Raw genomic sequence first — 21,764 nt, 5'->3', positions numbered from 1 at the left:
CGCGTCGTCACTCGTGCAGCAGGCTCGACACCAGCTCGCGCGGCAGCCCATGGGTGTCGTGGAGGTAGTGGAAGTCCTCCTCGTTCAGCGGGCCCCGGAACCGGGGGCGGGCGAGCACCTGCCGCCCGCGTTCCAGGAGCCGGCGGAACCGGCGCTCCTCCTCGCGCAGGATCCGGCGTACGTCGCCGGGGCTCATGTCCTGCCGGAAGTGGTCCAGCGTGTGCCGGACCAGTTCGTCCGGCAGGTCCTCGATGCCCCGCGAGGAGTCCTCCCGCCACAGCACGGTGAGCATCCGCCGCACCAGGCGCCGCAGCACGTAGCCCTGCCCGGTGTTGGCCGGGCGCACGCCGTCGCCGAGTACCACGACGGCCGAGCGCAGGTGGTCGCAGACCACGCGCAGCGACCGTTCGTCCAGGGGCCACAGGGCCGGTACGAGGCTGCGCCAGGGGTCGAAGACGTCGCACTCGAACACGGACGGCTTGCCCTGGAGCAGGGAGGCGAGCCGCTCCAGGCCGAGGCCGGTGTCCACGTTGCGCTGGGGAAGGGGCACCAGGGAACCGTCGTCGAGTCGGCGGTGGGTCATCGTCACGTGGTTCCACACCTCCACCCAGCGGTCGTCGCGGGTGGGCGTCGACTCGGGCGGGCCGTCGCCGCTCCACAGGAAGATCTCCGAGTCGGGACCGCACGGTCCGACGGACCCGTTGGACCACCAGTTGTCCTCCACGGTGAGTTCGACGGGGACGCCGAGTTTCTGCCACAGCTCCAGGGAGGCGGTGTCCGGCCCGGTCCGGTCGTCGCCGGCGTGGACGGTGGCGTACAGCCGGCCGGGATCCACGCCCAGCCCCTCGGTGAGGAGCCCGTATCCCCAGTCGAGACTGAGCGGGCCTTCGTAGTCGCCCAGCGACCAGGTGCCGAGCATTTCGAAGACCGTCAGGTGGGTGGCGTCGCCGACCTCCTCCAGGTCCGTGGTGCGCAGACAGCGCTGGACGTTGACCAGCCGCCTGCCCAGCGGGTGGGGGCGGCCCTCCAGGTACGGGGTGAGCGGGTGCATGCCGGAGGTGGTGAAGAGTACGGGGTCGCCGGGCGGTGGCAGCAGCGTCGAGCCGACGATGCGCCGGTGCCCGCGCTCCTCGAAGTACTCGACGAACGTATCGACCAGTTGCTCGGTATTCATGGGGTGACTCCTTCGCGTCGAGCGGGAGAGGCACCGGAGAACGGGACCGTGCAGTCTCCGACCGGGGGCAAGGGCGCCACGGCACAACCGACGGACCGTTGTCCGGTCGCCGGGGAGAGGGGAAGGTCAGGCGGCGGCAACCGGCGAGCTGGTCGCTCGCGCGGTCGCGGTGGTGCTGGGGCCGGTGACGTTCATGCGGCCCACCCTAGTACGAGCCTGCCGCCGCTGCTCGGGTATTTCGCGCCGGTGGCAGGGCGGGGCGGGGCTACTCCGTCGTGGTTTCCTTCACCACCCAGGCCAGGTACTCCTCCGAGGATCCGGCGGTCGGGAGCACGATCCACTGCGGCACCTCGTACGGGTGCTGCTCGTGCACCCACGCCCGCAACGCGGCGACCTTCTCCTCCGTCGTCTTGAACGAGAGCCGGTACTCCCGCTCATGCTGCACGGCGTCCTTCCACCAGTAGAAGGAGGTCATCCGCGCGTCGATCTGCGCACCGGCCGTCAGCCGGGCCTCCACCGCGCCCCGCGCGATCTCGTACGCCTTCGTCTCGTCGTCCACGGTCGTCTGCGCGATCACGATGCTCGCCATGTCGGTCCTCCTGGGTCGGGTTCGGCCACCCTACGGTCGTCACGGGCAGACCTTGACCGAGCACCGGCGGCGGAGGCGGAGGCGGAGGCGGAGGCTCCCAGCGCATCGGTACACCGGCGCATCCCCCGGATTCGCGGACGTGGCCGATCCGTAGCCCGGGCGAACCCAAGTCGACCGATCCCCGCCATTTCGGCCGAACTCAACGCTACGGTTGCGCCCCTGAGGGGCCGTCATTCACAGGACGGCCAGGGGAACGGGGGAGCGCGATGGCGCGGCTCAAACATCTGGTCGTCGTGGTTCCTGGAATCGGCGGCAGTGTGTTGCAGACGCCTGAGGGTGCGGCACGCTGGGACGAGCATCGGCGTCGGTTGGTCGCTGCGGCCACTCGGCCAGGCCGGCTGGGTCTGGATCAGCACCCGGACCTGGTACCGGTCGGGCTGTTACCGGACATCACGCTGCTCGGACCTTTCGTCGTGCCCGGCTACGACCTCCTGGTACGCAAGATCTGCAACCACTTCGACGACGTGCGGGTGGATGTCTCCCGGCCTGGACGCGCACCTGATACACGGGCCGACCTGGTCCTCTTCCCGTACGACTTCCGGCACAGCATCCGGCATGCGGCCGAACGCCTCGCCGCCGACGTCGCCGTACGCCTGGGCGGTGAACACACCGGCGCACGTCGGCGGCGGGTGATCGTGGTCGCGCACTCCATGGGTGGTCTGGTCGCCCGCTACTGGATGGGGCCCCTGGGCGGCGCCGCCGACTGCGCGGCGCTGGTCACCCTCGGTACGCCGCACAGGGGCGCCCCCAAGGCGCTGGAGGTGCTGGGGAACGGGCTGAGGGTGGGCCGCAAGCGGCTGGCCGGCCTCACCGAAGTACTGCGTCAGTGGCCGTCGGCGTACGAGCTCCTGCCGCGTTACCCGGTGGTGGGACGGCTGGGCGATGACGCACCGCTCAATCCGTACGAGCTGGAGGCCGGAGCCACCGGCAGCGCGTCCTTCGCCGTGCAGGCGAAGCGCGCGTTCGGTGTTCACCAGGACATCGAGGCGGCCTGGACGGAACTGCACCGCGGCTCCGGCTGCCCTGAGGTGACAGCCGTGTTCGGCCGCGGGCACGCCACGTTTCAACAGGCTCTGCTCTCACCTTCCGGCCTCACGGTGACGAAGGACTCGGCGAACTGGCTGCCCAATCCGGACTGGCACGGTGACGGTACGGTCCCGGCGATCTCGGCCATCCCCATCGAGCAGAACGACACTCGCGCCCGCAGAGCCGTACCGAAGCGTCATATGGCGCTCGCTTCCTCGTCGGTGGTGGTCGACCTTCTGGCCGAGTACGCCGGCGAGCCGCTCGACGCTGTCCGAGGGGACACGCCCGACGAGCCGTGGCTCGGGCTCGATCTGGAGGAAACCTCCCTGTCCGGTGACCCGGTTCCGGTCGGTGTGACGCTGCACGGCGCGCAGGCCGACGAGCGGACCCAGGTGCGGGTGCGGGCCCGCCCCCACGATGGCCGCAGGGAAGGTGGCACGAGTTGGCTTCCCTGTGCAGGGGCCGGTGACGGCCGGTGGCAGGGGCACCTCCCGCCCTTGGGCGCCGGCAGCTACACCGTGGAGGTCTCGGCCACCGGCGTGCCGGTGGTGAGCCGGCTCTCGGCCGGGGACGTACTGGGCGTGATCGACGCCGAGAACGCCGACGCCGCCGACGCAGACGCAGACATGGATGTGGATGCATGAGCACGGCCTGGCGCCGGTGGGCGAGCAACGACCCCAGGGCTCTGATCGAGTACGTCCAGCGCCAACGTCAGGGCGAAAGCACGCGCGGGACGCCGGCCGACCTTCTCGGCACCAGCATGCCCGCCCCCGGTGTCGGCCCGCCCATGACGCGTGCCCGCTTCCTGTACGAGGCCTTCGCCGCCCGCGGTATCCAGTATGCCGACGAGCCGACCACCAGCGACCCCGGTCGCCAGACCGTCCGGCCGCCGGACCAGGTGCTCAGCCGCCCACGGCACGGCACCTGCCTGGATCTCGCGGTCGTCTTCGCCGGAGCCTGTCTGGATGCCGGACTCCACCCGGTGGTCATCGTCCTGGCCGGCGCCAGGCCTGGTGATCCGGGGCACGCGCTGGTCGCTGTGTGGCTCGACGGCAACTGGTCCAACCGCGCCCACCGTGACTACCGATCCGACGAGCACGACCCCGACTGGACGACGCTGCCGCCCGATTTCATCGACCAGCTCGTCGATGACGAGGACTCCCCAGGCGCGTTCCTCGCCATTGATGTCACAGGTGTCGCCTCCCGCACCGATGCAGGCGACCCGCGGAGGCAGGAACAGCAGTCCTGGGCCCGGTCGGTCGCGTACGGCGCCGAACTTCTGCGGGAATCCGGCGAGGACCGCTGGAAGGTGACGATCGATGTCGGGCTGGGCTACGAACACGTCGAGCCACACCCCCTGCCCTACCGGCCCGGCACCGACGTCCTCGCACCTCCATACCTGCCGGTACCGCAGGACAACAGCGACAGCGGGCCGCTCAAGCTCCTGTGGGCCCGCCACGACGCCATCCACTTCCACCCCCGGGACGAACTCGACTTCCTCCGGGACTGGTTCCAAGCGCCCGACCCCCTCGGGCCGCGTACCCGGATCGCCCTGCTGCACGGCGTGGGAGGAGCCGGGAAGACACGTCTGGCGGCGGAACTCGCCCACCAGCTGGCCGGCACCAACTGGTACGCCGGATTCCTCGTCCGTGATCCCGATCCCCGGGACCGGGCCTGGCTGAGCGAGGTCGCCTCCCCGCTGCTGGTGGTCGTCGACTACGTGGAGGACCGCAAATCCGCGGACGTCATCAATGTGCTGCGTACCCTGCACGAGCGAGAGGCGCCGACCTGCCTGCTGCTGACCGCGCGAACCGTCAGCGGCTGGTGGGAGGAAGAGATCGCCGTGGCACTCAGGGAAGACGGACATCCCTACGTCCTGCACGACAGTGAGCTGGCGGCTCGCCACCCCCGCCAGACGGGCGTCTACAGGGCGGCACTGCGTTCCTTCGGCGGTTCGCAGACCGCCGCCATGGGCCACCGGCCTCCTCCCGACCCCTACTCGGGCAGGTGGACCACCCTGGATCTGGTCATGCTCGCCTGGCTCGCTGTCCAATCGGGCAACACCGGCGGGGTCCCCGAGTCGGAGGAGAAGCTGTACGAGAAGATCCTCGAGCACGAGCTGGGCTACTGGGTGCGAACGTACGCGTCCCAGATCGGCAAGCCCTCGAAGCGAACGAAGGGGATCCTGCGCGAAGCGGGCGCCTGTCTCAGTCTCTTGGCCCCGCAGGAAGAGCGGCTCGACCACAGCCTCAAGGCAATCAGGGAGCTGGCCGACGAGGGGAAGCGGCGCGATGAGATCGCCGCTCTGTTCGCCGACCTTCTGCCGTCCGCTCCCGAGGACGGCACGCTGGCCGTACGGCCGGACCCGCTCGGCTCGCATCTGGCATCCAGTGTGTTCGGCACGGATCGGGCGCTGCTCCGCGACTGCTTGAAGGCAGCAGACGAAGACGAGCAGCTGAACGCGTGTGTGAGTGTCTCCCGGTTCTCCAGAGCGGACGACGGATCCACAGCTACGGACATTGCAAACGCCGCCTTGAACACGGTGCCTGACCTATGGCGGCCGGCCCTCTCGGTGGCCGCTACGCAGGGAGGCGTCTTCGTCCAAGCCCTGGAACAGCTCGCTGCGGCCGAGGGAACACCGCTGCCACTGGCCGAACTGGCCGCCACGGTGCCGACCGGCCACAGCACCCTACGCCGCCTCGCACTGATCGCTACCGAGCGCTCCAAACCGGACGATGCTGTCGATGCGTCCGAGGAAGCACAGGCAGCCCAAGCTGTATGGCTCAACAATCTCTCCGTCCGGCAGAGCGAGACCGGAGACCGTGACGCCGCCCTGACCTCCATCACCGAAGCCACCGCGCTCTACCGCACCCTCGCCCAAGCCAACCCCGGCACCTTCCACCCCAACCTCGCCACCTCCCTCAACAACCTCTCCAACCACCAGAGCAACACCGGAGACCGCAACGCCGCCCTGACCTCCATCACCGAAGCCGTCCACATCCGCCGCACCCTCGCCCAGGCCAACCCCGCCGCCTTCCTCCCCGACCTCGCCACCTCCCTCAACAACCTCTCCGTCCGTCAGAGCGAGACCGGAGACCGCAACGCCGCCCTGACCTCCATCACCGAAGCCGTCCACATCCGCCGCACCCTCGCCCAGGCCAACCCCGCCGCCTTCCTCCCCGACCTCGCCACCTCCCTCAACAACCTCTCCAACCACCAGAGCGACACCGGAGACCGCAACGCCGCCCTGACCTCCATCACCGAAGCCACCGCGCTCTACCGCACCCTCGCCCAAGCCAACCCCGCCACCTTCCTCCCCAACCTCGCCACCTCCCTCAACAACCTCTCCAACCATCAGCACGAGCAGCCGCACGTTGGCGAAGCACTGCGCGTTTCCGACCTGGCGATCTCGGAACTCCCCTCCGGTCCCCAGGCGGAACTTCTCGTCTCTCGTGCGCAGTGGCGCCACTCCCACGACGACCAAGCCGGGGCGGCAGCGGATCTGTTCTCCGCCGCTCAATGTGCGGATGAAACCACCGACCCGGCCTGGGCCGGACGGTCCCGCCGTGCCGTCCGGAGTCTCGTCAAGACGCTGGGCCAGGACGTGCTCTGGGGACACTCACCGGACCAAGACCCTCCCGACCTCCCTGCCTGGGTACGGGATGAGCTTTCATCGGAGACCACTGATCAGCTCAATGAGTGGCTTTCCGCAAGCAGTTGGACCGAGCAGAGCGCCTTCATCCGGCAGAACTACCTGCTCCTCGCGGCCCCGGAAGGCCGGGACGCCCTCGCCCTCGCCCGCGTGCTGTTCCCGGAGGCCACTGGCCTCAGCGATCTCGCAGACGTGCTCGATGCCGCGGCCGAACGGGGCCTTGACCAGGTGCTGGAGGAACTGCGCGACTTCCACACCAGGGCCGACCTGGTAAGCGAATGGCTCGCCACCCAGACATGGCCGGATGACTTGGAATTTCTGGGCCGCCATACCCAGCTGACCGACGACCCGCTCGTACGCGAGCTGCTCGCATCGCGATCGCATGACCCTGCGTCACGCCAGCATCTGGCCATTCTCCAGCTCACCGACCGCCTCGCCGCCCCGGATGTCTACGACGCCGTCACCGACCCCTCGACAGCGAACGACACAGCGATGACGTTCATCGGAGCGGGTGAACCGGAGGCGCTGTACCCGTTGTTCCTCGCGGCCCCAGCCCTTCTGCGGATGCCCTTCGTCACTCCGTACCTTTTCGCCGTACATACGCTGTTCGACGCCACGACAACGGGGTCACCGCCCTCCGCGTCAGACTCCGGCACCCTCTCCCCCATCGAACTCATCACGGAAGCCGCGACGCAGGCCTCCGAAGTCCAACGAGGCGCCGGCGCCGCACGGCTCCGCCGACTGGCCGAGCATCGACCGGAGCACGCCGCCGCACTCCTCCAGCTCGCCACGCTCCTCACCTCAGCCGCCCCGGCCCCAGGCTCCGATGGCGGCTGACGAACCGCCCTCGCGCAGGCTGACCGTGGACGAGATCACCTACCTCGGCAACGTGGGCAGGCTCTTCCACTCGGCACCCGGCTACCGGGCCGCTCAAGACGCGCTCGACACGGCGCTCAAAGCCGTAGAGCGGCACCGCGCCGAGGGCGTGAGCTGGCCGGACATCACCCGCGCCCTCGCCATCCCCCGAGAAGAACTTTTGCACCGGATGCAGGAGACCACGGACAAGCCGCGCCTGCGGCCCCCGCCGCCATCCACAGCACCTGCCACGATCGGCGACCGCCTGTCCCTGGATCCGCCCTGGCCCCTGCCCGACCACTCACGGTATCTGTCGGCGTCGGCGAACCATCAGGGGTCCGCCTCGATCTCTGCGTCCTCGTCTCAGAGCTCTTTCTTCTCCACCAACACCCGGTCACACGACCGCAACGTGGGCATGGTCACCCCTGCGGGCATCGCCCGGCGGGTTCTCTTCGTCTCCGGCGATCCGCGCCCTGGGCGCAACAGCTTCGGTCCCGAGGCCGCGTACATCCGGGAGGCTCTTGCCGGAAGCTACGTCCAGGTGACGGAGATGGCGTCTGTCGGGCTTGCCGAGATCTGTCCCGCCCTGGATGCCCACGCCCCGGCCGCCGTGCACATCGCGGCGCACAGCTCCTTCGGCGGGATTCATCTCACGCAGGAAGGCGGGGACCTCTGCATCGCCCATCAAGCCTTCTGCGCGCAGATCACACGGGTCCGCTTCCCGCCCCGTCTCGCTGTGCTGAACTTCTGTGACTCCACCACGCTGGCCGCCGAAATCGCCCGGACGGTAAGAACAGTGATCAGCTGGCCGCACGCCTTGAGCGACCGACAGGCCCAGACATTCACCCGGCAGCTCTATCGGTCGCTGGCCGCGCGGAGATCCGTAGGTGACAGCTGCAAGGACGCGGAAGCCGCGCTGGCCGGCCCTCAGCCAGATCTCCCGCCTCCTGTACTGCACGGAGAGGCGATGGCCCATGTGTTCTGAAGCGACGCTGAGCGCGTGATGCCCGCGACCAGCTCAGGTGCGGATGGCCCGCTCCTGACCGAGCGCGACAGCAAAACAGGGATTCTCCTGGCCGAAACCATCCGGTCGGCACACAATAGGCCAGCAGGAGGCATCTCCACCGAAAACGAACAGCGATTCGAGGGGTCCGTACATGGCGTTACCTATGGGCGGCGGCGGATCCGCTCAGCGGCCGGGGCAGGGTCACTGGCCGGCGGGGAGTCTTCTCGGCGGACTCTCCGAGGAGCCCCGCGAGCAGATGGTCCGGCTCGGACGGCGGGTGTGTTTCGAGGGGGGTGAACGGCTGCTGCGGGAGGGTGAGTACGGCTCGTACGTGTTCCTCCTTCTCAGCGGCTGGTACAAGGTGCTGGCCCGGACACAGGACGATCGCGAAGGGCTGTTGGCGGTCCGGGCCGGTGGTGACCTCGTCGGCGAGCTGGCCTGTTTCGACGCCCAGCCCCGGGTCGCCACGGTCGTGGCCGCCGGTACGGGCAGCGCGAAGCTGATAGGCGGGCAGCAGTTCCTGGACTTCCTCGCGGCGTACGAGGAGTCGGCGCAGGCCGTGATGTGCGCGGTGGCCGGGAAGCTGCGCTGGGCGACACGGCGACGGCAGGACTTCGGCGGCTGCCCGGTGGGGACACGGGTGGCCCGCGTCCTGCTCGAGTTGGCCCGGGCGTACGGGCGCCCTTGCGCGACCGGTGTCTCGATCGGGGTTTCGCTCACCCAGCCCGAGTTGGCGGAGCTGGTCGGCGCCTCCGAACCGAGTGTGCACCGGGTACTGCGTTCCCTGCGCAAGCAGGGCGTTGTCGAGACCGGCTACCGCCAGCTTCTGGTCAGGGACCTTTCCGAACTCACGATCGTCGCCGACGGGGACGCCGCTCAACGGACCGTCCCCGCGAGCGCCGCCCACCGGGTCGCCGCGACGACCATCGCGCCCACCCGGCCGGCGGCGCGGCCGGTGTAGACACTCGGCCGTCGCTCAGTGCCCGCCGTGGTGGAAGTGGTGGCCGGGATCGTGGTGGCCGGGATCGTGGTGGCCCGGATCGTGGTGGCCGGGGTCGTGGTGGCCCGGATCGTCGTGATGGGGACCAGGGTGGTACGGGTCCTGGTCGTACGGGTCGGCGTGATGCGCGTCCTCATAGTGCGGACCGGTGTGAGGGGGATCAGGGTGGTGCGGATCCCCGTGATGCGTGGCGGGGTGATGCGTGGCGGTGTGATGCGGGCCCGGGAGCCGGGGGGCTCCCGGGTGACCGCTCGCGTGATGCCCGCTCCCGTGGTGGGCGCCCGGCTGGTGCCGCCCGAGGTGGTGGCCGTCGGCGCGATCGTCATCGCGCGGATCCGTGTCGTCCGGGTCCTCGAAGTCCCCGTCCCCGTGCGAGGCGCCGGTGTCGGAGCCCGTCAGTACCCACTCCCGCAGCGTCTCACCGTGCGAAAGCACCGCGGCCGCCACGTGGGCGGCGCCCAGCGCCGGGACGACGAACTCGCGCATCGCCGTACGGGCCGGCGAATGTCCCCAGATCACCGGCTCGGGCCGGGGATCCCGGACGGGAGCCGAGGGCGGCACGTGGAGCCAGGCGCCGCAGGCGAAGTCCTTCTTCAGGACGGTCACGTCGATCCGGCGGAACTCGGCGGCCAGACCGCGCCCGTCGGGCAGGATCACGTCCCGGTACATCTCGTCCGGCACCGCCAGCGCCAGGTCGCTGCCCGCTTCGTCCTCAAGGGCGTCGCGTACTCCGTCGGAGTCGACCAGCCGGTTGACCAGTACCACGGAGTCGCCCAGGTACCCGCGGTCGGCCCGGGAGACCGGTCCCATCGCGAGAGCGGCCCGCATCCGCATCCGGCCGAAGGCACCGGGCGTGCGGTTCGCTTGGTAGAGGCCGTCTCGCAGGCCGAGGACCAGCGCCGGGACCACGCGTATGACGTCGATCCTGGCCGGGAAGAGAACGAGTTGGCCGTCCCCCTGCACCTGCTGCTGGGCGCGGACGCGCAGCACCCGGGACCGGCGCAGCGCGTGCTCGACCACGAGCCGGAGCCGGTACTGCGCGTCCTCCTGTGCGCGGTAGCCGTGACGGCTGTACTGGCGCAGGTCCACGGCCAGGCACAGCCGCCTGCGGTATCGGGCCATCACATCCTCGTCAACTCGGCAACCAGGTCACCGGTCTCTTCGTCGGCGCGCTTCAGGAGTTCGTCCAGCCGGCTCAGTTCGGCGCGGCGCAGCTCGACCGCCTCCTCGCCCTGGTCCAGGGCCTCCCGGGTGGAGGCCACACTGCGGGTGAGTTCCTCGATCCGGGAGGACATGCCCTGGGTGATCTCCCTCTGCAGGGGCTCCATGGTGTCCGCGGCGAAGGCCCGTGCGGCCTTCTGCGCCTCCTTGGGTGCGGTCATCCGCAGCTCGGTGGCCATCGCGCGGCCGATCTCCTCCCGCATCTTCTTCTCCACGCGATCACTGGCGTAATTGACCTGGAAAAGGCCTTGAGCGACCAGGGCCACGAACAGCGTCGGCAGCCCGAACGGGGTGAACGCCCAGGCCACGCCGATGGCGAAGGCGGGCAGGAGGGTATGCAACGCCTCCTTCGCCCCGAACCGTGACCCGACCAGGGCGCCCGCCGGCCCGCTGAGCACGAACCCTCCCAGGCCCGCCAGGAACCGGGTCAGAGGTTGGTCTTCCCGGTCTCCCGCGACGGCCGCGCCGGACGCCCCGTGCAGGTCGATCCGGAGCTTGTGCAGTGCCGCCTCGAAAGAGGTGAGTTCGGCGTTCATCCGCTCGGCGAGCTGCTCCAGGTCCTGCTCGATCACGGGTTTCAGCGACTCGTTCACCCAGTGGGCGACCTTCTCCTCCATGGCCTTCGCCGCGCCGTTGGCGATCTCCTCCGCCACCTGCTGGGCGCGCTGCTTGGCTTTCAGGGGGTTCAGGCCGAGCTTGGTGGTGATGTCGACGTCCTGTGCGACCAGGGGGGCCTCGTCGGCGACGGCCGCGAGGAAGCCCCCGAGCAGGGTGTCCACCCGGTCCTGCAGCACCCGGGTCTGGTTGCGGATGTCCAGGGCGATCTGCTGGGCCTGCGCCTCCAGTTCCTTGAGAGGCTGCTGGGCAGCGGTCCAGCGCCGTTCCAGGTCACCGCTCTTCGTCTCGAGCATCTTCAGCTCGGAGGGGATGTTGCGGCGCAGTTCCCGTGCGACGCCGCGCAGGGAGCGGGCCGGGGCGAGCAGCTTGACCTTGTGCCGCTCGGTCACGAGGTACCGCTCCAGTTCCCTCTCCACCACGTCCACTCCGGTGCGGCGGAACGCCTCGTCGTCCTCAGCCATCCGGGCGCGCAGCGCCGACTTGCCGTCGACGAAGAAGAACCGGCTCTCGTCCCTGTCCGCGCCCCGCAGAGCGGTGATGCGTCGCCGGGCCGAGTCCACGACGTCGTCGCGCTCGTGATCGTCGATGGCGTCGAAGTAGGTGAACACGAAGAACGGGTCGTGCGCGCTCAGGTACTTCTTCAGGAACCCGGACTCACTGATGCTCATCGGGGCGATCGCGTGCTGAAGGAAGATCACCGCATCCGCCTTGCTGAGATGCGTGAGGGTGATGTCGTCGTGGCTCGCGTACGCGTTGAGGCCGGGCGAGTCGATCAGTACGACGTTGTGGCGGCACAGCTCCAGCGGCCAGATCACCTCGGCCTTGACGTACGGGCTGCGCTCGGCGCCCGACGTGTGGTTCACCGTGATGAGTTCGACGAGCCGGGCCGGGTCGACCGCCTCGGGCTCGACCGCGCCTTCGGTCCACAGCAGCGCGGCCGGCGATTCGCCGAACCTGACCTCGGTGATGACGGCGGTGGCGGGGACCGCCTTGACCGGCAGCACCCGGTCTCCCAGCAGGGCGTTGACGAAGGTGGACTTCCCGCGCTTGAAGTCCCCGACCACCATCACGTGGAAGGCTTGGTTCTCGATCCGTTCAAGCAACGCCGCCACATCCTTGACGGCGCCGTTGTTGCCGATCTGCTCGGCGGCCTTCTCCGTCCGGCGGCACATCTCGGCCAGTCGCAGCCGCTGTTCGGCGGCGGCAGCGTACCCGCCCTCTTCGGTCGTCATGTGCGGGCTGTCCTCTCCTCGGTTCATTCCTGTTCCTCCTCGGCCGGCACGCCGCAGGCGAGTGCGGAGCGGATGCGGGCGGCCAGCTCGGTCGCGGCGTTCGCCAGGCGCGGCCAGTCCGTACCGGATGCCGATGCCGATGCCGATGCCGATTCGACCGCCGCCCGCCGGGCGTCCGCCCAGGCCCGGTGGGACTCGCGGAGCCGGGCGAACACGTCCGCGTAGACATCACCGAGCTCGTCGACGGCTCGCCGCTGGAAGACCCCCGCGCTCTCGTCGACCGCCCGCACCAGGACGGCGTCGACCTGGCGGCGCTGCTCCTCAGTGGCGTTCCTGACGTACGCCTCGGCCAGCAGCCCGCCGACCAGGCTCAGGACGCTGCTGTAGACCATCGGCGGCGGTCCGGACCGGTCGGAGTCCGATCGTCGGCCCTGGCGGGCGGCAGCGATCAGAAAACCTAGGATCGAACCGCCCTGGGCGCCCAGCCGGGTGACCAAGCGGGTCCTGGACAGGCTGGAGACCTCGCCGGAGATGTCCGGCTCCGTGGACAGCTCCAACGCCCCGGGCAGTGGGCTACGCGACGCACCCGGCAGCCTGCGCGTCACTTCCCCGTCCAGCCAGTCGGTGTCCGCGGCCATGGCCGGCAGCAGGAGCGTGCGCTCGGAGCTTCGGGCCAGCAGCGACAGTTCGTGCCCCAGCCGGACCGGCAGGTCGCGTTCCCACCAGGTTCCGGGGTCGGAGGCGCGCTCCAGGTCCCAGCGCAGCCGTTCGATGATGCCGTCGCGGCCCTTCTGGACGTGTTCACGCAGCCGGGTGCCGAGCCGGAGCTGACGTCCCATGAGGTCGACGCGGAGCTGCTCCCACTGCCGGTCTTCGCTCTCCCGCAGCACCTGCGCCAGCCTGGCGCGTTCCGCGACCTCCTCTTTCGGCAGCCGACCTGCCGCGTCGGCCTCGTCGGCGATCCGGGCCATCGCCTCGCAGTGATCCGCCACCTGGGCGGCGATCGCCCGGTCACGCCACAGCACACGTTCGCTGTCCCGCGCGAACCCTTCCAGCAGCGAGCGCAGGGAAGCGAGCTCGGACTCTCCGCCGCCAGGCACCGGGGCGGTCAGCACGGGCAGGCCGGCCAGGCCGGACAGCCGTGCACCGAGATCGCGTACGGACTCCTCGCGATCGTCGCCGTCCACCAGGTCCAGCATGGTCACGACGACGGCGACGAAGGGTACGTGCCGACACAGGACCTCCTCCTCGAGGAGGCGCCGCTCCGTGATGCTCATCGGGGAAAGCGCCGAGACGACCAACAGGACGGCGTCGCTTCCGGCCGCGGTCCGGCGTACCTGCTCGAACTGCTCCTCCGTACCGGAGTTGACCCCCGGCGTGTCCACCACTTCGGCGTCCAGACCGGCGAGCCAGTCATGGGCCACCGCCACGGTCACGGCGGGTTCCGGGGACCCTTCGGGAGCACCCGGCTCCCGTTCCACCGGGGGCCCGGTCAGCCCGTCCCAGAGGGTGTCGTCGTCGAGCTTGCGCAGTTCACGGCGGCCGTCCGGCCAGCCGAGGGTCAGTCCCTCCTCGTCGGAGACCCGGATCACCACCGGCGTCCGCGAGACCGGAAGGGGCCCCGTCGGCAGCAGGTCACGGCCCAGGAGCCGGTTGATCAGCGTGGACTTGCCGCGGTTGAACTCGCCCACCACCGCGATCCGGAACGCGGGCCGGCCGCGCCCGGCGGCCAGCAGGTCCAGCGCCTCCCGGATGTGGTCCTGTCCGTGGTCCTCGGCGAGCTGACGGGCCTGCCGCAGCCAGCCGGGGGCAGCGCTGCCGACATCGGCCATGTGGGCGGCGGGTTCGGCCTCCGGCGGGGGGCCTGCCATGGGTGGGGGCGTGCTGCTCACTGGTCACGGCTCCTCTGGGTCGGGGACGTTCCGGCCGGTGTCCCGGCGCAGGGCGGCGACTTCGTCGCGCCGCTGCCGGGCGGCCGCTGCGGTTTCCTCGGCGTGGGCGATCCCTGCGGCCAGTTCGGCCCGCCGCCGGTCATGGGCCGCGGTGAGCCCGGCGATCTCCTCGCGCCACTCGTCGTCGTACTGCCGGCGGAGCGCGGCGACGCTCTCGGCAAGGCTCTCCGCGACGCCCGGCAGGCAGGCGGCGGCGAGGGCGGCGATCTCCTCGTGCGCGGCGGCGATGACCGGTCGGGCCTGCCGCAGGAACTGCTCGCGAGTCGCGTCGGGACCGCGGCGCCCGATGAACGCGCCGAGCGCGCCGCCGATGAGGGTGCCGATGCCCGGGGCGACCAGACTGCCGGCCAGGGCACCGGCCATCGCCCCGCCGCCGGTGCGCCAGTTGTCGCTGGTGGTCAGCTGGGTACCGATCGCGGTGAGCGCCTGGTCGATGCCGGACATGTCCGGGGCGGGCGGATCCGGCCACACCACCGGTGGCACCGGGGGAGCCGTCCGGGTCTCGCCGGCCAGGTCGGCCAGCGCGCTGTACTGGGCCGCGAAGTCTCGGGCGAGTTCCGCGGCGGCGGTGGTCAGCACCTCGCCGGCCCGTTTCGCCGCCCTGCGGACGGCTTGCTGGGCGTCTTGCCGTAGGTGGCGCCGGACCAGACGGGACACCTCTTCCGCGGCGCCGGCCAAGTCGTTGATCTTCTCGCCCGTCACCGCGTTGCCGACTTTCACCTCCAGCGTCGTACGGGACTGCGGCGACGTCCTGTTCAGGGCGGCGGCATTCAGCTCGGTCCCGGCCCGGTCCCGCGTGCGCGCGGCCCAGGTGTCGAGGAAGGCGGGGAAGTCCGGCAGCGTGAGGGCTGCCAGCTCGCGCTCGCCCCGGCCGAGCGCGGCGCGCCGGGCGTCGGCGGTCTCCTCCACCGCCGACAGCAGTTCCGAGAGCAGCCCGAGCGCCGTGGCGGCGACGGCCGACCGGCGGCCGGCCGCGGCGAATTGCGCGATCCGCGCCTCCACCTCAAGGAACGACGTGAGATGGCCCGGCCCGCCCGGCTCGCGGGCGCCGACAGCCGCGACCTCGCCCAGCGCCTTGCCCGGGGAGCAGGGCAGCAGCAGTGGATCCGCGCATCCCAGATCCCTGAGCCGGCGCTCGACCACCGCGACGGCCTCGGGGCGTTCCTCTTCGTCGAGGAGGTCGAGCTTGGTGAGGACGAACGCGCACCGGTCGTGATGGTCACGCAGCGGCCCGGTGAGAAAGTCCACCAGGGTCAGCGACATCGCCGCGACGGCGGGCACCACCACCAGCGCCACGTCCGCCTGCCGCGCCGCGGCCTCGGCGAGCTCGCGGTGTCCCCGCTCGGTCACGTTGAACCCCGGGGTGTCGATCACCGTGACGCCGGCGCCCAGCAGCCGGGCCGGCGAGAGCACCCGCAAGCTGCCCACCTCGTCCGCCAGTGCCGTGGTCAGCACCCGCTGCAGCGCCCGCTCCAACGTGTCGGGCCCGGACTCCCGCCCCCGCCCCGCCCACCCTGCGAACGGCACGGACGGCCACTCCAGGAAGGAGCCGTCCGTGGTTCTCACCGTCAGTCCCTCGGCGCCCTCGCGGTATTCCAGCACCGTGGTCGTACGCGTCGTCACGAGGGCGGAGGAGGGCAGTAACCGGCGCCGCAGGAAGGCGTTGAGCAGCGTGCTCTTGCCGCTGGATGCCTCGCCGAAGACCGCCACCCGCAACTGCGGATCGGCTGCCCGCGCCTGAACCGCGAGAAGCCGGGCCCGCAGCTCGTCGGAGCGTTCGGGCGCAAGGCCGAGACTGTCGAGCCGCCCCTCGATCCACGGCAGGTGCCCGCTGACCACAGAGGTCCAGCCCGCTCCAGGACTGTCCACCACCAGCTGTTCCGTCACGGCGTCAGCGTACGAACGACTGGATGGTCAGCTCCTCGTCACATGATGGGATCGGCGGCAGCAGTTCCCGGCGCGACACATTCCGGCGTGCGGTGAGCAGTTTGTGGACACGGCAGTGGCAGGCAGGGCTCTCCGGGTGAGCGTCCGGGGGCCGGCCGCCTCGACCCGCTTCCGTGGCACGCGTCCGCCGCCTCAGGCACGTTCCAGCATCCGGCGGCGCAGGGTGTCGTAGATGGGTTCGCTGCCCAGCCGGTCCGCGGTCACGGTCGCGGCGAAGCACGCGATCAGCAGGGGCAGCAGGAGCGCGCCGGTACCCGTCATCTCGACGACCAGGACGGCGCCGGTCAGTGGTGCGCGTACGACGCCCGTGAACACCGCGGCCATCCCCACCACGGCGAACGCGGCCGCGCCCGCCGAGCCGGCCGGCAGCAATGGGGAGGCGAGCGCGTGGGTGAGCGTCCCCCACAGGGCTCCCAGGGCCAGCAGCGGAGCGAACAGGCCGCCGGGAGTCGCGGCCGCGTAGCTCAGCGGTCCGGCCACGAATCGGACGGCGAGGCAGAGCACCAGCGCCGCCACCGTCAGGCTTCCGCCCGTCAGCAGGCGCTCGCTCAACTGGTCACCACCGCCCGTGAGGAGCGGATCGAAGGCCATCAGCGCGCCGACCCCGGCCCCGATGACCGCGGCGCGCGCGACCGGGGGCACCCGGGTCAGCCGGTCGCACACCTCCAGTGTCCGTACGACCAGAGCGCTGTACGCGGCGCCCAGCGCGCCGGCCGTCATCCCGGACAGCAGGAAGACCGGCAGCATCCACAGCGGCGGGGCGGGGGCGTCCGACAACGGAAGGACGACCGCGTCGCCCACGATGAGCTGGGAGCAGGCCACCGCCGTGACGGTGCCGACGAGGGTCAGGAGCACCAGACGCGGCCGGACGGTGCCGGTCACCTCCTCGCAGACGAACAACAGGCCGGCCAGCGGAGCGGTGAACGCCACCGCCAGGCCCGCCCCGCCGAGCGCGGTGTGCAGCATGCGGACGTCCTCCGCGCCCTGCGCGTCCCCTGTTTCTCCTGCGTCTCCTGCGTCCAGGCGGCCGCGTCGGCCCGCCGCGGACCCGATCGCGGCGCCCATGTGCACGATCGGCCCCTCCCTTCCCAGGACCAGGCCTGAGCCGATCGCGATGAGACCACCCAGGAACTTCGCCGGCAGCAGCCAGGCCGTACGGGCCTCGGCCTCCTGCCGCCATACGGCTTCCACGTGCTGGATCCCGCTGCCCGCGGCGTGCGGGACCCGCTGGGCGATCGCGCACGCCACCGCGGCGCCCACGGCGGTGAGGACGACCGGAATCAGCCGGCCCGCCGCCCCCAGCCCGGCGGCCGCCTCCAGAACCGAACCGCGCAGCTGGTCGGCATGCTCCAGGCACCACCGGAATCCGCCGCCGACCAGCCCGACCAGACAGCCCGCCACTCCCGCGATCACGAAGGAGCGGCCGGATCTCCGCCGACCGGACCGGACACCGGACGGGGTCTCGCTCATGGCTAGTGCTGGGGCAGATGGGTCTTGGCGTCCTCGTACGTCCCCTCGCCGGGTGCGGTGGCCACGGCGTAGAAGAGGTTCAGCACACCGGTCCGGAAGGTCTCGGCGGACACCAGCTCCAGCGGGATCGACGGCGCGTCCTCCTCGAACAGGCGCATGCCGTTGCGTACGGCGATCGGGTGCAGGAGGAGGTTCAGTTCGTCCAGGAGCCCGGCGGCCACCAGTTGGCGTACGACGGAGACCGAGCCGCTGATCCAGACGGGTGTGTCCGCGTCCGGCTCGCTCTTCAGCGCGGCAACCGCTGTGGTGAGGTCGCCGGCGAGCGGTTCGGAGTTCCGCCAGGTGAAGTCCAACGGGCTGTTCGACACCACGATCTTGCGGGCGTCACCGAGCACCTTGGCGAACGGGGCGTCCTCTCCACCTGCTGCTTCCCGGTCCGGCCAGGCGCCCGCGAAGCTGTCGTAGGTCCGGCGCCCGAGCAGCAGGGTGTCGGCCCTGCCGAGGGTCGCGTCGACGGCCGCGCCCATCTCCTCGTTGAAGTAGGGGAAGTGCCACCGGTCGGGCGCCTCGACGACTCCGTCGAGCGAGATGAACAGCTGCGCCTTGATCTTCCTCATACCGGTCTCCGGGAGCTGGTGGTCGGTCCGTCCGCGTACGGCCCCATCCAAGGGCACGGGACGGCCGGACGCCGCACGACTCCCCGGCAGCGGCGGATACGGCTTCGGCGCACGGAGGGGCGGCGGCGTTCGTGTGGCCACGGCGGCCGCATGTCCTGCGGATCGGTGCCACCGCGCCCCTCCCCTGACGGCGGAGCTGCCGTTGTTGATCACGCCGGGACGCCGCCCCGCCCCGGGCCGGGCGCTTGCCCCGACGGCGATGACCACCTCCACGGCGTTGCAGGCCGGTGATAGATCAGTGGTGCAGGGTGGCCGGCGGTGCGACCCCTCCCGTCGTTCCGCCGACCCGTGTACCGCCGTGCCAGGAGCCTCCCTCGTGAACGCTGACTCCGTGCTGCCCCACCGGCACGCGCCCGGCCCCGAGGCGCCTCGCGAGGACGTACCGCTCCCGGGGCGGCGCGGGCGCCGGAACTCCTCCTGGCACGGCGCGGCAGCGGCCCTGCACAGCGTCGGCGCGGTCACCGCCGTCCTGCTCGTGCTCGCGGCCATCTGCCGCTGCCGTACGCGCACCGGCTGGACCGGTACTGAAGGCTGCCCTTCCGGCGTCGTCCTCATCGGGGCAGGAAGCCGAAGACCCTCGCCAGTGCGGCAAGCAGACTGAGGTGGGTGACGACCAGGAACACCCACTCCATGGGGCCCATCCGCCACCGGCTGCGGGCCGTCAGCCGCCATTCGTACACCACGCAGCCGACGCCGAGCACGGACAACGGCGCCCACAGGACGGCCCACCAGGACCAGACATCGGTCAGGCGGAGCACGAGGGACAGCACAGTGAACAGCGCCACTGCCAGACCCCATCCCGGCTTCTGTTCTTCCTTGACGGCGGACGACAAGTCTGGCGAGGCGTTCAAGGCAGTTCCTCTCGGGTCCACTGGGGGCAGGGCCACAGGAGGTGCCGCGCATGCGACTGCAACCGCCCACGTGTTCGAACAACGCTCACCTTAAACGGCAGTTGACGAGCCGCCGCCGGGTCGACACCGGCGAGTCGCGCTCTCTCCAGCCTGATCACACCGGTGTCCTTCCCACCGTGTGCGGAGCGTTCGACGGTCGCGGGCAGAGCCGACCTGGTGCCGTGAGCTGCGTATCTTGCGCCGGTATCGGCCCAATGGTCGGGTGGGAAGCCGCCCCGACCAGCGCAACCCATACCGCCGTTCGCCCGTCTTGCAGGCCGGACGGCCTGCCTGCTCGCTCTCTCGCGAACGCGAGCGGCGCAGGCGGCGTCCCGGCCGGAACCCCCTTCGGCCGGGACCGGGCGCGGGCTTTGCCGACCCCGGTCCATGTCCCCCCACGCTTTGCGCAGTTCGAGAGGCCTTCACCATGCCCGTGGCCGACACCGGTTTCAGCGTCCTGTCCGAGGACTTCGCCGCCGCTCCCTCCCGCTACTTCGCACAGCTGCGGGAGCGGGCTCCGGTGCACTACGAACCGGTCATCGACAGCTACTTCCTCTCCCGCTACGAGGACGTGAAGCGGGTACTGACCGATCACGAGGCGTTCACGACCGAGACGCTGCAGGTGCGCGCCGAGCCGGTGATGCGCGGGCCGGTCCTCGCCCAGATGACCGGGGCCGAGCACACCGCCAAACGAAGAATCGTCGTCCGGGCCTTCACCGGCCCGGCACTGCAGGACCAGATACGCGTCATCCACGCCAACGCCGCCGCGCTCATGGCCCCGTTCCTCGCCCGGGGCCGGATGGATCTGGTCAACGATTTCGGCAAGCCCTTCGCCGTCCACGTGACGCTCGACGTCCTGGGCCTGGACCGAAGGGACTGGCAGCAGGTGGCCGCCTGGCACAGCGGGGTGGCCGAGTTCATCACCAGCCTGACCCTCACCCCCGAACGCCGCCGCCACTGCATGGACTGCGCCGAGCAGTTGGAGGCCTACCTCCTCCCCGTGATCGAACAGCGGCGCCGCGACCCCGGCGACGACCTGATATCGAAGCTGTGCACGGCCGAGTTCGACGGCATCGCCATGAGCGATCGCGACGTCACCGCGCTGATCATCAACGTCCTCGCCGCCTCCGCCGAGCCCGCGGACAAGACGCTGGCCCTGCTCTTCAAGCACCTGATCGACCACCCCGAGCAGATGGCACAGGTCCGCCGGGACCCGGACCTGCTGGCCGCCGCGATCGCCGAGACCCTGCGCTACACCCCGCCGGTCCAGCTCATTCCCCGCCAGGCGGAGAAGGACAGCGTGTTCGCCGGCACCACCGTCCCGGCGGGTGCCACCGTCTTCTGCATGATCGGCGCGGCCAACCGCGACCCGGACGCCTTCACCGCCCCGGACACCTTCGACATCCACCGCCCGGACCTGGGCACCGCCCGCTCCTTCACCGCGGCCGCCCAGCACCTGTCCTTCGGTACCGGCCTCCACCAGTGCGTCGGCACGGCCTTCGCGCGCGCCGAGATCGAGACCGTCGCCGCGATGCTCCTGCCCCTGCTCGAGCAGGTCCGCTACAGCCCCGGCTTCCGGTACCAGGAGGCCGGGCTGTACACCCGGGGCCCGCTCTCGCTGTCGCTGGACTTCACCCCCGTCCGCTGAGGCGGCACCGGTCGTGACCGACGTACATGACCGGCGTCCGTCCCTCGCCCGGCCTCCCCCGCTTGCCGGGCTTCCTGGCTTCCGGGCTTGCCCCGGGCACCGTCCTCCGCGGCTCCGGGAGCCGCGGATCCCTTCCGTACACCCCCCACTCTCACCAGGCGAAGACGACCATGACATCGACCGACATCACCCGGGCCATCAACGATCTGCTGTTCACCCCGGGCCTCGACCTCACCGAGGCCATCGACCGGCATTTCACCCCCGACTACCGCCAGCGCACCAACGGCGTGTGGAGTGACCGGACCTCCTTCACCCAGCACATGACGCGCCTGCGCTCCCTGATCCGCAGCGGGCACCTCGAGGTCCACGACGAACTCCGCGACGGACCGCGCTACGCCGACCGGCACACCGTCACCCTCGTCCACCTCGACGGCCACACCTCCCGCACCGAGGTCTACCTCTTCGCCGAGCTGGCCCCCGACGGCCGCTTCCAGCGCGTCGAAGAGACCACCCTCCTGGTCACCGGTCAACCCGACGACGGGAATCTCGGTCTCATCAGGTGACATGAACGGGCCCTTCGCGGCGCGCCGCTCGGCGAAGGGCCCGTAACCCGATCGAGCCTCCAGGGTGTGCGGCTCCCGGTCCCTCCGTGAGGATCTCCGGCGAAGCAGCGGCCCCGGAGGCGGAATCGGGCTCCGAAAGTGCCGGCTGCGACACCTCGTCACAGGAGTGGCCGGCACGGCTTCG

Annotated in this window: 15 protein-coding genes; 6 read left to right on the top strand and 9 right to left on the bottom strand. The window is 70.8% G+C overall.

Annotation, left to right across the window (positions count from 1 at the left end):
• Positions 1-7: 7 nt before the first annotated feature.
• Complete coding sequence (locus ACFY04_RS09190; RefSeq protein ID WP_389115216.1) at positions 8-1,174, bottom strand: alanine--tRNA ligase-related protein; 1,167 nt, start codon at positions 1,172-1,174, stop codon at positions 8-10.
• 265 nt (positions 1,175-1,439) lie between these two features.
• Positions 1,440-1,763, bottom strand: coding sequence for a divalent-cation tolerance protein CutA (gene cutA, locus ACFY04_RS09185; RefSeq protein WP_389115214.1), 324 nt, complete (start codon positions 1,761-1,763; stop codon positions 1,440-1,442).
• A gap of 473 nt (positions 1,764-2,236) precedes the next feature.
• Between cutA and ACFY04_RS09180 the strand changes: the two genes are divergently transcribed.
• The 4 genes from ACFY04_RS09180 (at position 2,237) to ACFY04_RS09165 (ending at position 9,323) form a co-directional block, all read left to right on the top strand.
• The gene (locus ACFY04_RS09180) at positions 2,237-3,493 is read left to right on the top strand and encodes an esterase/lipase family protein (RefSeq protein WP_389115212.1); all 1,257 of its coding nucleotides are present in this window, start codon (positions 2,237-2,239) and stop codon (positions 3,491-3,493) included.
• Positions 3,490-7,338: a hypothetical protein gene (locus ACFY04_RS09175; RefSeq protein ID WP_389115211.1), complete on the top strand. Its 3,849-nt coding sequence runs from the start codon at positions 3,490-3,492 to the stop codon at positions 7,336-7,338. The genes ACFY04_RS09180 and ACFY04_RS09175 overlap by 4 nt, the downstream gene beginning before the upstream one ends.
• A 25-nt stretch (positions 7,339-7,363) precedes the next feature.
• Positions 7,364-8,341 (top strand): CHAT domain-containing protein, encoded by a 978-nt coding sequence (locus ACFY04_RS09170; protein WP_389115210.1) that lies wholly within the window; start codon positions 7,364-7,366, stop codon positions 8,339-8,341.
• A gap of 172 nt (positions 8,342-8,513) precedes the next feature.
• Positions 8,514-9,323, top strand: coding sequence for a Crp/Fnr family transcriptional regulator (locus ACFY04_RS09165; RefSeq protein WP_389115209.1), 810 nt, complete (start codon positions 8,514-8,516; stop codon positions 9,321-9,323).
• A 15-nt stretch (positions 9,324-9,338) separates the two neighbouring features.
• Here ACFY04_RS09165 and ACFY04_RS09160 read toward each other — a convergent pair whose 3' ends face one another.
• From ACFY04_RS09160 to ACFY04_RS09130, 7 genes are all read right to left on the bottom strand, one after another.
• Complete coding sequence (locus tag ACFY04_RS09160) at positions 9,339-10,484, bottom strand: hypothetical protein (RefSeq protein WP_389115206.1); 1,146 nt, start codon at positions 10,482-10,484, stop codon at positions 9,339-9,341.
• Complete coding sequence (locus ACFY04_RS09155) at positions 10,484-12,460, bottom strand: dynamin family protein (protein ID WP_389115205.1); 1,977 nt, start codon at positions 12,458-12,460, stop codon at positions 10,484-10,486. Before ACFY04_RS09155 ends, ACFY04_RS09160 begins: the two co-directional genes overlap by 1 nt.
• Complete coding sequence (locus ACFY04_RS09150; RefSeq protein WP_389115203.1) at positions 12,457-14,304, bottom strand: dynamin family protein; 1,848 nt, start codon at positions 14,302-14,304, stop codon at positions 12,457-12,459. Before ACFY04_RS09150 ends, ACFY04_RS09155 begins: the two co-directional genes overlap by 4 nt.
• A gap of 24 nt (positions 14,305-14,328) precedes the next feature.
• Positions 14,329-16,272, bottom strand: coding sequence for a dynamin family protein (locus ACFY04_RS09145; RefSeq protein WP_389115202.1), 1,944 nt, complete (start codon positions 16,270-16,272; stop codon positions 14,329-14,331).
• A 192-nt stretch (positions 16,273-16,464) separates the two neighbouring features.
• Entirely contained in the window at positions 16,465-17,802 is a 1,338-nt protein-coding gene (locus ACFY04_RS09140) for a ClC family H(+)/Cl(-) exchange transporter (RefSeq protein ID WP_389115201.1), read from the bottom strand.
• Between the two features lie 2 nt (positions 17,803-17,804).
• Entirely contained in the window at positions 17,805-18,419 is a 615-nt protein-coding gene (locus ACFY04_RS09135; RefSeq protein ID WP_389115200.1) for a dihydrofolate reductase family protein, read from the bottom strand.
• A 611-nt stretch (positions 18,420-19,030) separates the two neighbouring features.
• Positions 19,031-19,264, bottom strand: coding sequence for a hypothetical protein (locus ACFY04_RS09130; protein WP_389115199.1), 234 nt, complete (start codon positions 19,262-19,264; stop codon positions 19,031-19,033).
• A 538-nt stretch (positions 19,265-19,802) separates the two neighbouring features.
• Between ACFY04_RS09130 and ACFY04_RS09125 the strand changes: the two genes are divergently transcribed.
• A complete protein-coding gene (locus ACFY04_RS09125) occupies positions 19,803-21,017 on the top strand; it encodes a cytochrome P450, cyclodipeptide synthase-associated (RefSeq protein WP_389115197.1) in 1,215 nt (404 codons plus the stop codon).
• Positions 21,018-21,187: 170 nt separating this feature from the next.
• Positions 21,188-21,580 carry a nuclear transport factor 2 family protein gene (locus tag ACFY04_RS09120; protein ID WP_389115195.1) on the top strand — a complete coding sequence of 131 codons (393 nt, stop codon included), beginning with the start codon at positions 21,188-21,190 and terminating at the stop codon, positions 21,578-21,580.
• The last annotated feature ends 184 nt before the right edge of the window (positions 21,581-21,764 follow it).

The organism is Streptomyces sp. NPDC001549 (genome assembly GCF_042894025.1).
In the GTDB taxonomy this organism is placed as follows: Bacteria; Actinomycetota; Actinomycetes; order Streptomycetales; family Streptomycetaceae; genus Streptomyces; species Streptomyces kutzneri.
The sequence above is the reverse complement of the archived record's forward strand: the minus strand, read 5'-3'. Positions and strand labels throughout refer to the sequence as shown.

What these genes read in the sequence shown, in the direction of transcription:
- ACFY04_RS09190 (WP_389115216.1), bottom strand. Translation starts at nt 1,174, where the DNA reads ATGAATACCGAGCAACTGGTCGATACGTTCGTCGAGTACTTCGAGGAG.
- cutA (WP_389115214.1), bottom strand. Translation starts at nt 1,763, where the DNA reads ATGGCGAGCATCGTGATCGCGCAGACGACCGTGGACGACGAGACGAAG.
- ACFY04_RS09175 (WP_389115211.1), top strand. Translation starts at nt 3,490, where the DNA reads ATGAGCACGGCCTGGCGCCGGTGGGCGAGCAACGACCCCAGGGCTCTG.
- ACFY04_RS09165 (WP_389115209.1), top strand. Translation starts at nt 8,514, where the DNA reads ATGGCGTTACCTATGGGCGGCGGCGGATCCGCTCAGCGGCCGGGGCAG.
- ACFY04_RS09160 (WP_389115206.1), bottom strand. Translation starts at nt 10,484, where the DNA reads ATGGCCCGATACCGCAGGCGGCTGTGCCTGGCCGTGGACCTGCGCCAG.
- ACFY04_RS09155 (WP_389115205.1), bottom strand. Translation starts at nt 12,460, where the DNA reads ATGAACCGAGGAGAGGACAGCCCGCACATGACGACCGAAGAGGGCGGG.
- ACFY04_RS09150 (WP_389115203.1), bottom strand. Translation starts at nt 14,304, where the DNA reads ATGGCAGGCCCCCCGCCGGAGGCCGAACCCGCCGCCCACATGGCCGAT.
- ACFY04_RS09140 (WP_389115201.1), bottom strand. Translation starts at nt 17,802, where the DNA reads ATGAGCGAGACCCCGTCCGGTGTCCGGTCCGGTCGGCGGAGATCCGGC.
- ACFY04_RS09135 (WP_389115200.1), bottom strand. Translation starts at nt 18,419, where the DNA reads ATGAGGAAGATCAAGGCGCAGCTGTTCATCTCGCTCGACGGAGTCGTC.
- ACFY04_RS09120 (WP_389115195.1), top strand. Translation starts at nt 21,188, where the DNA reads ATGACATCGACCGACATCACCCGGGCCATCAACGATCTGCTGTTCACC.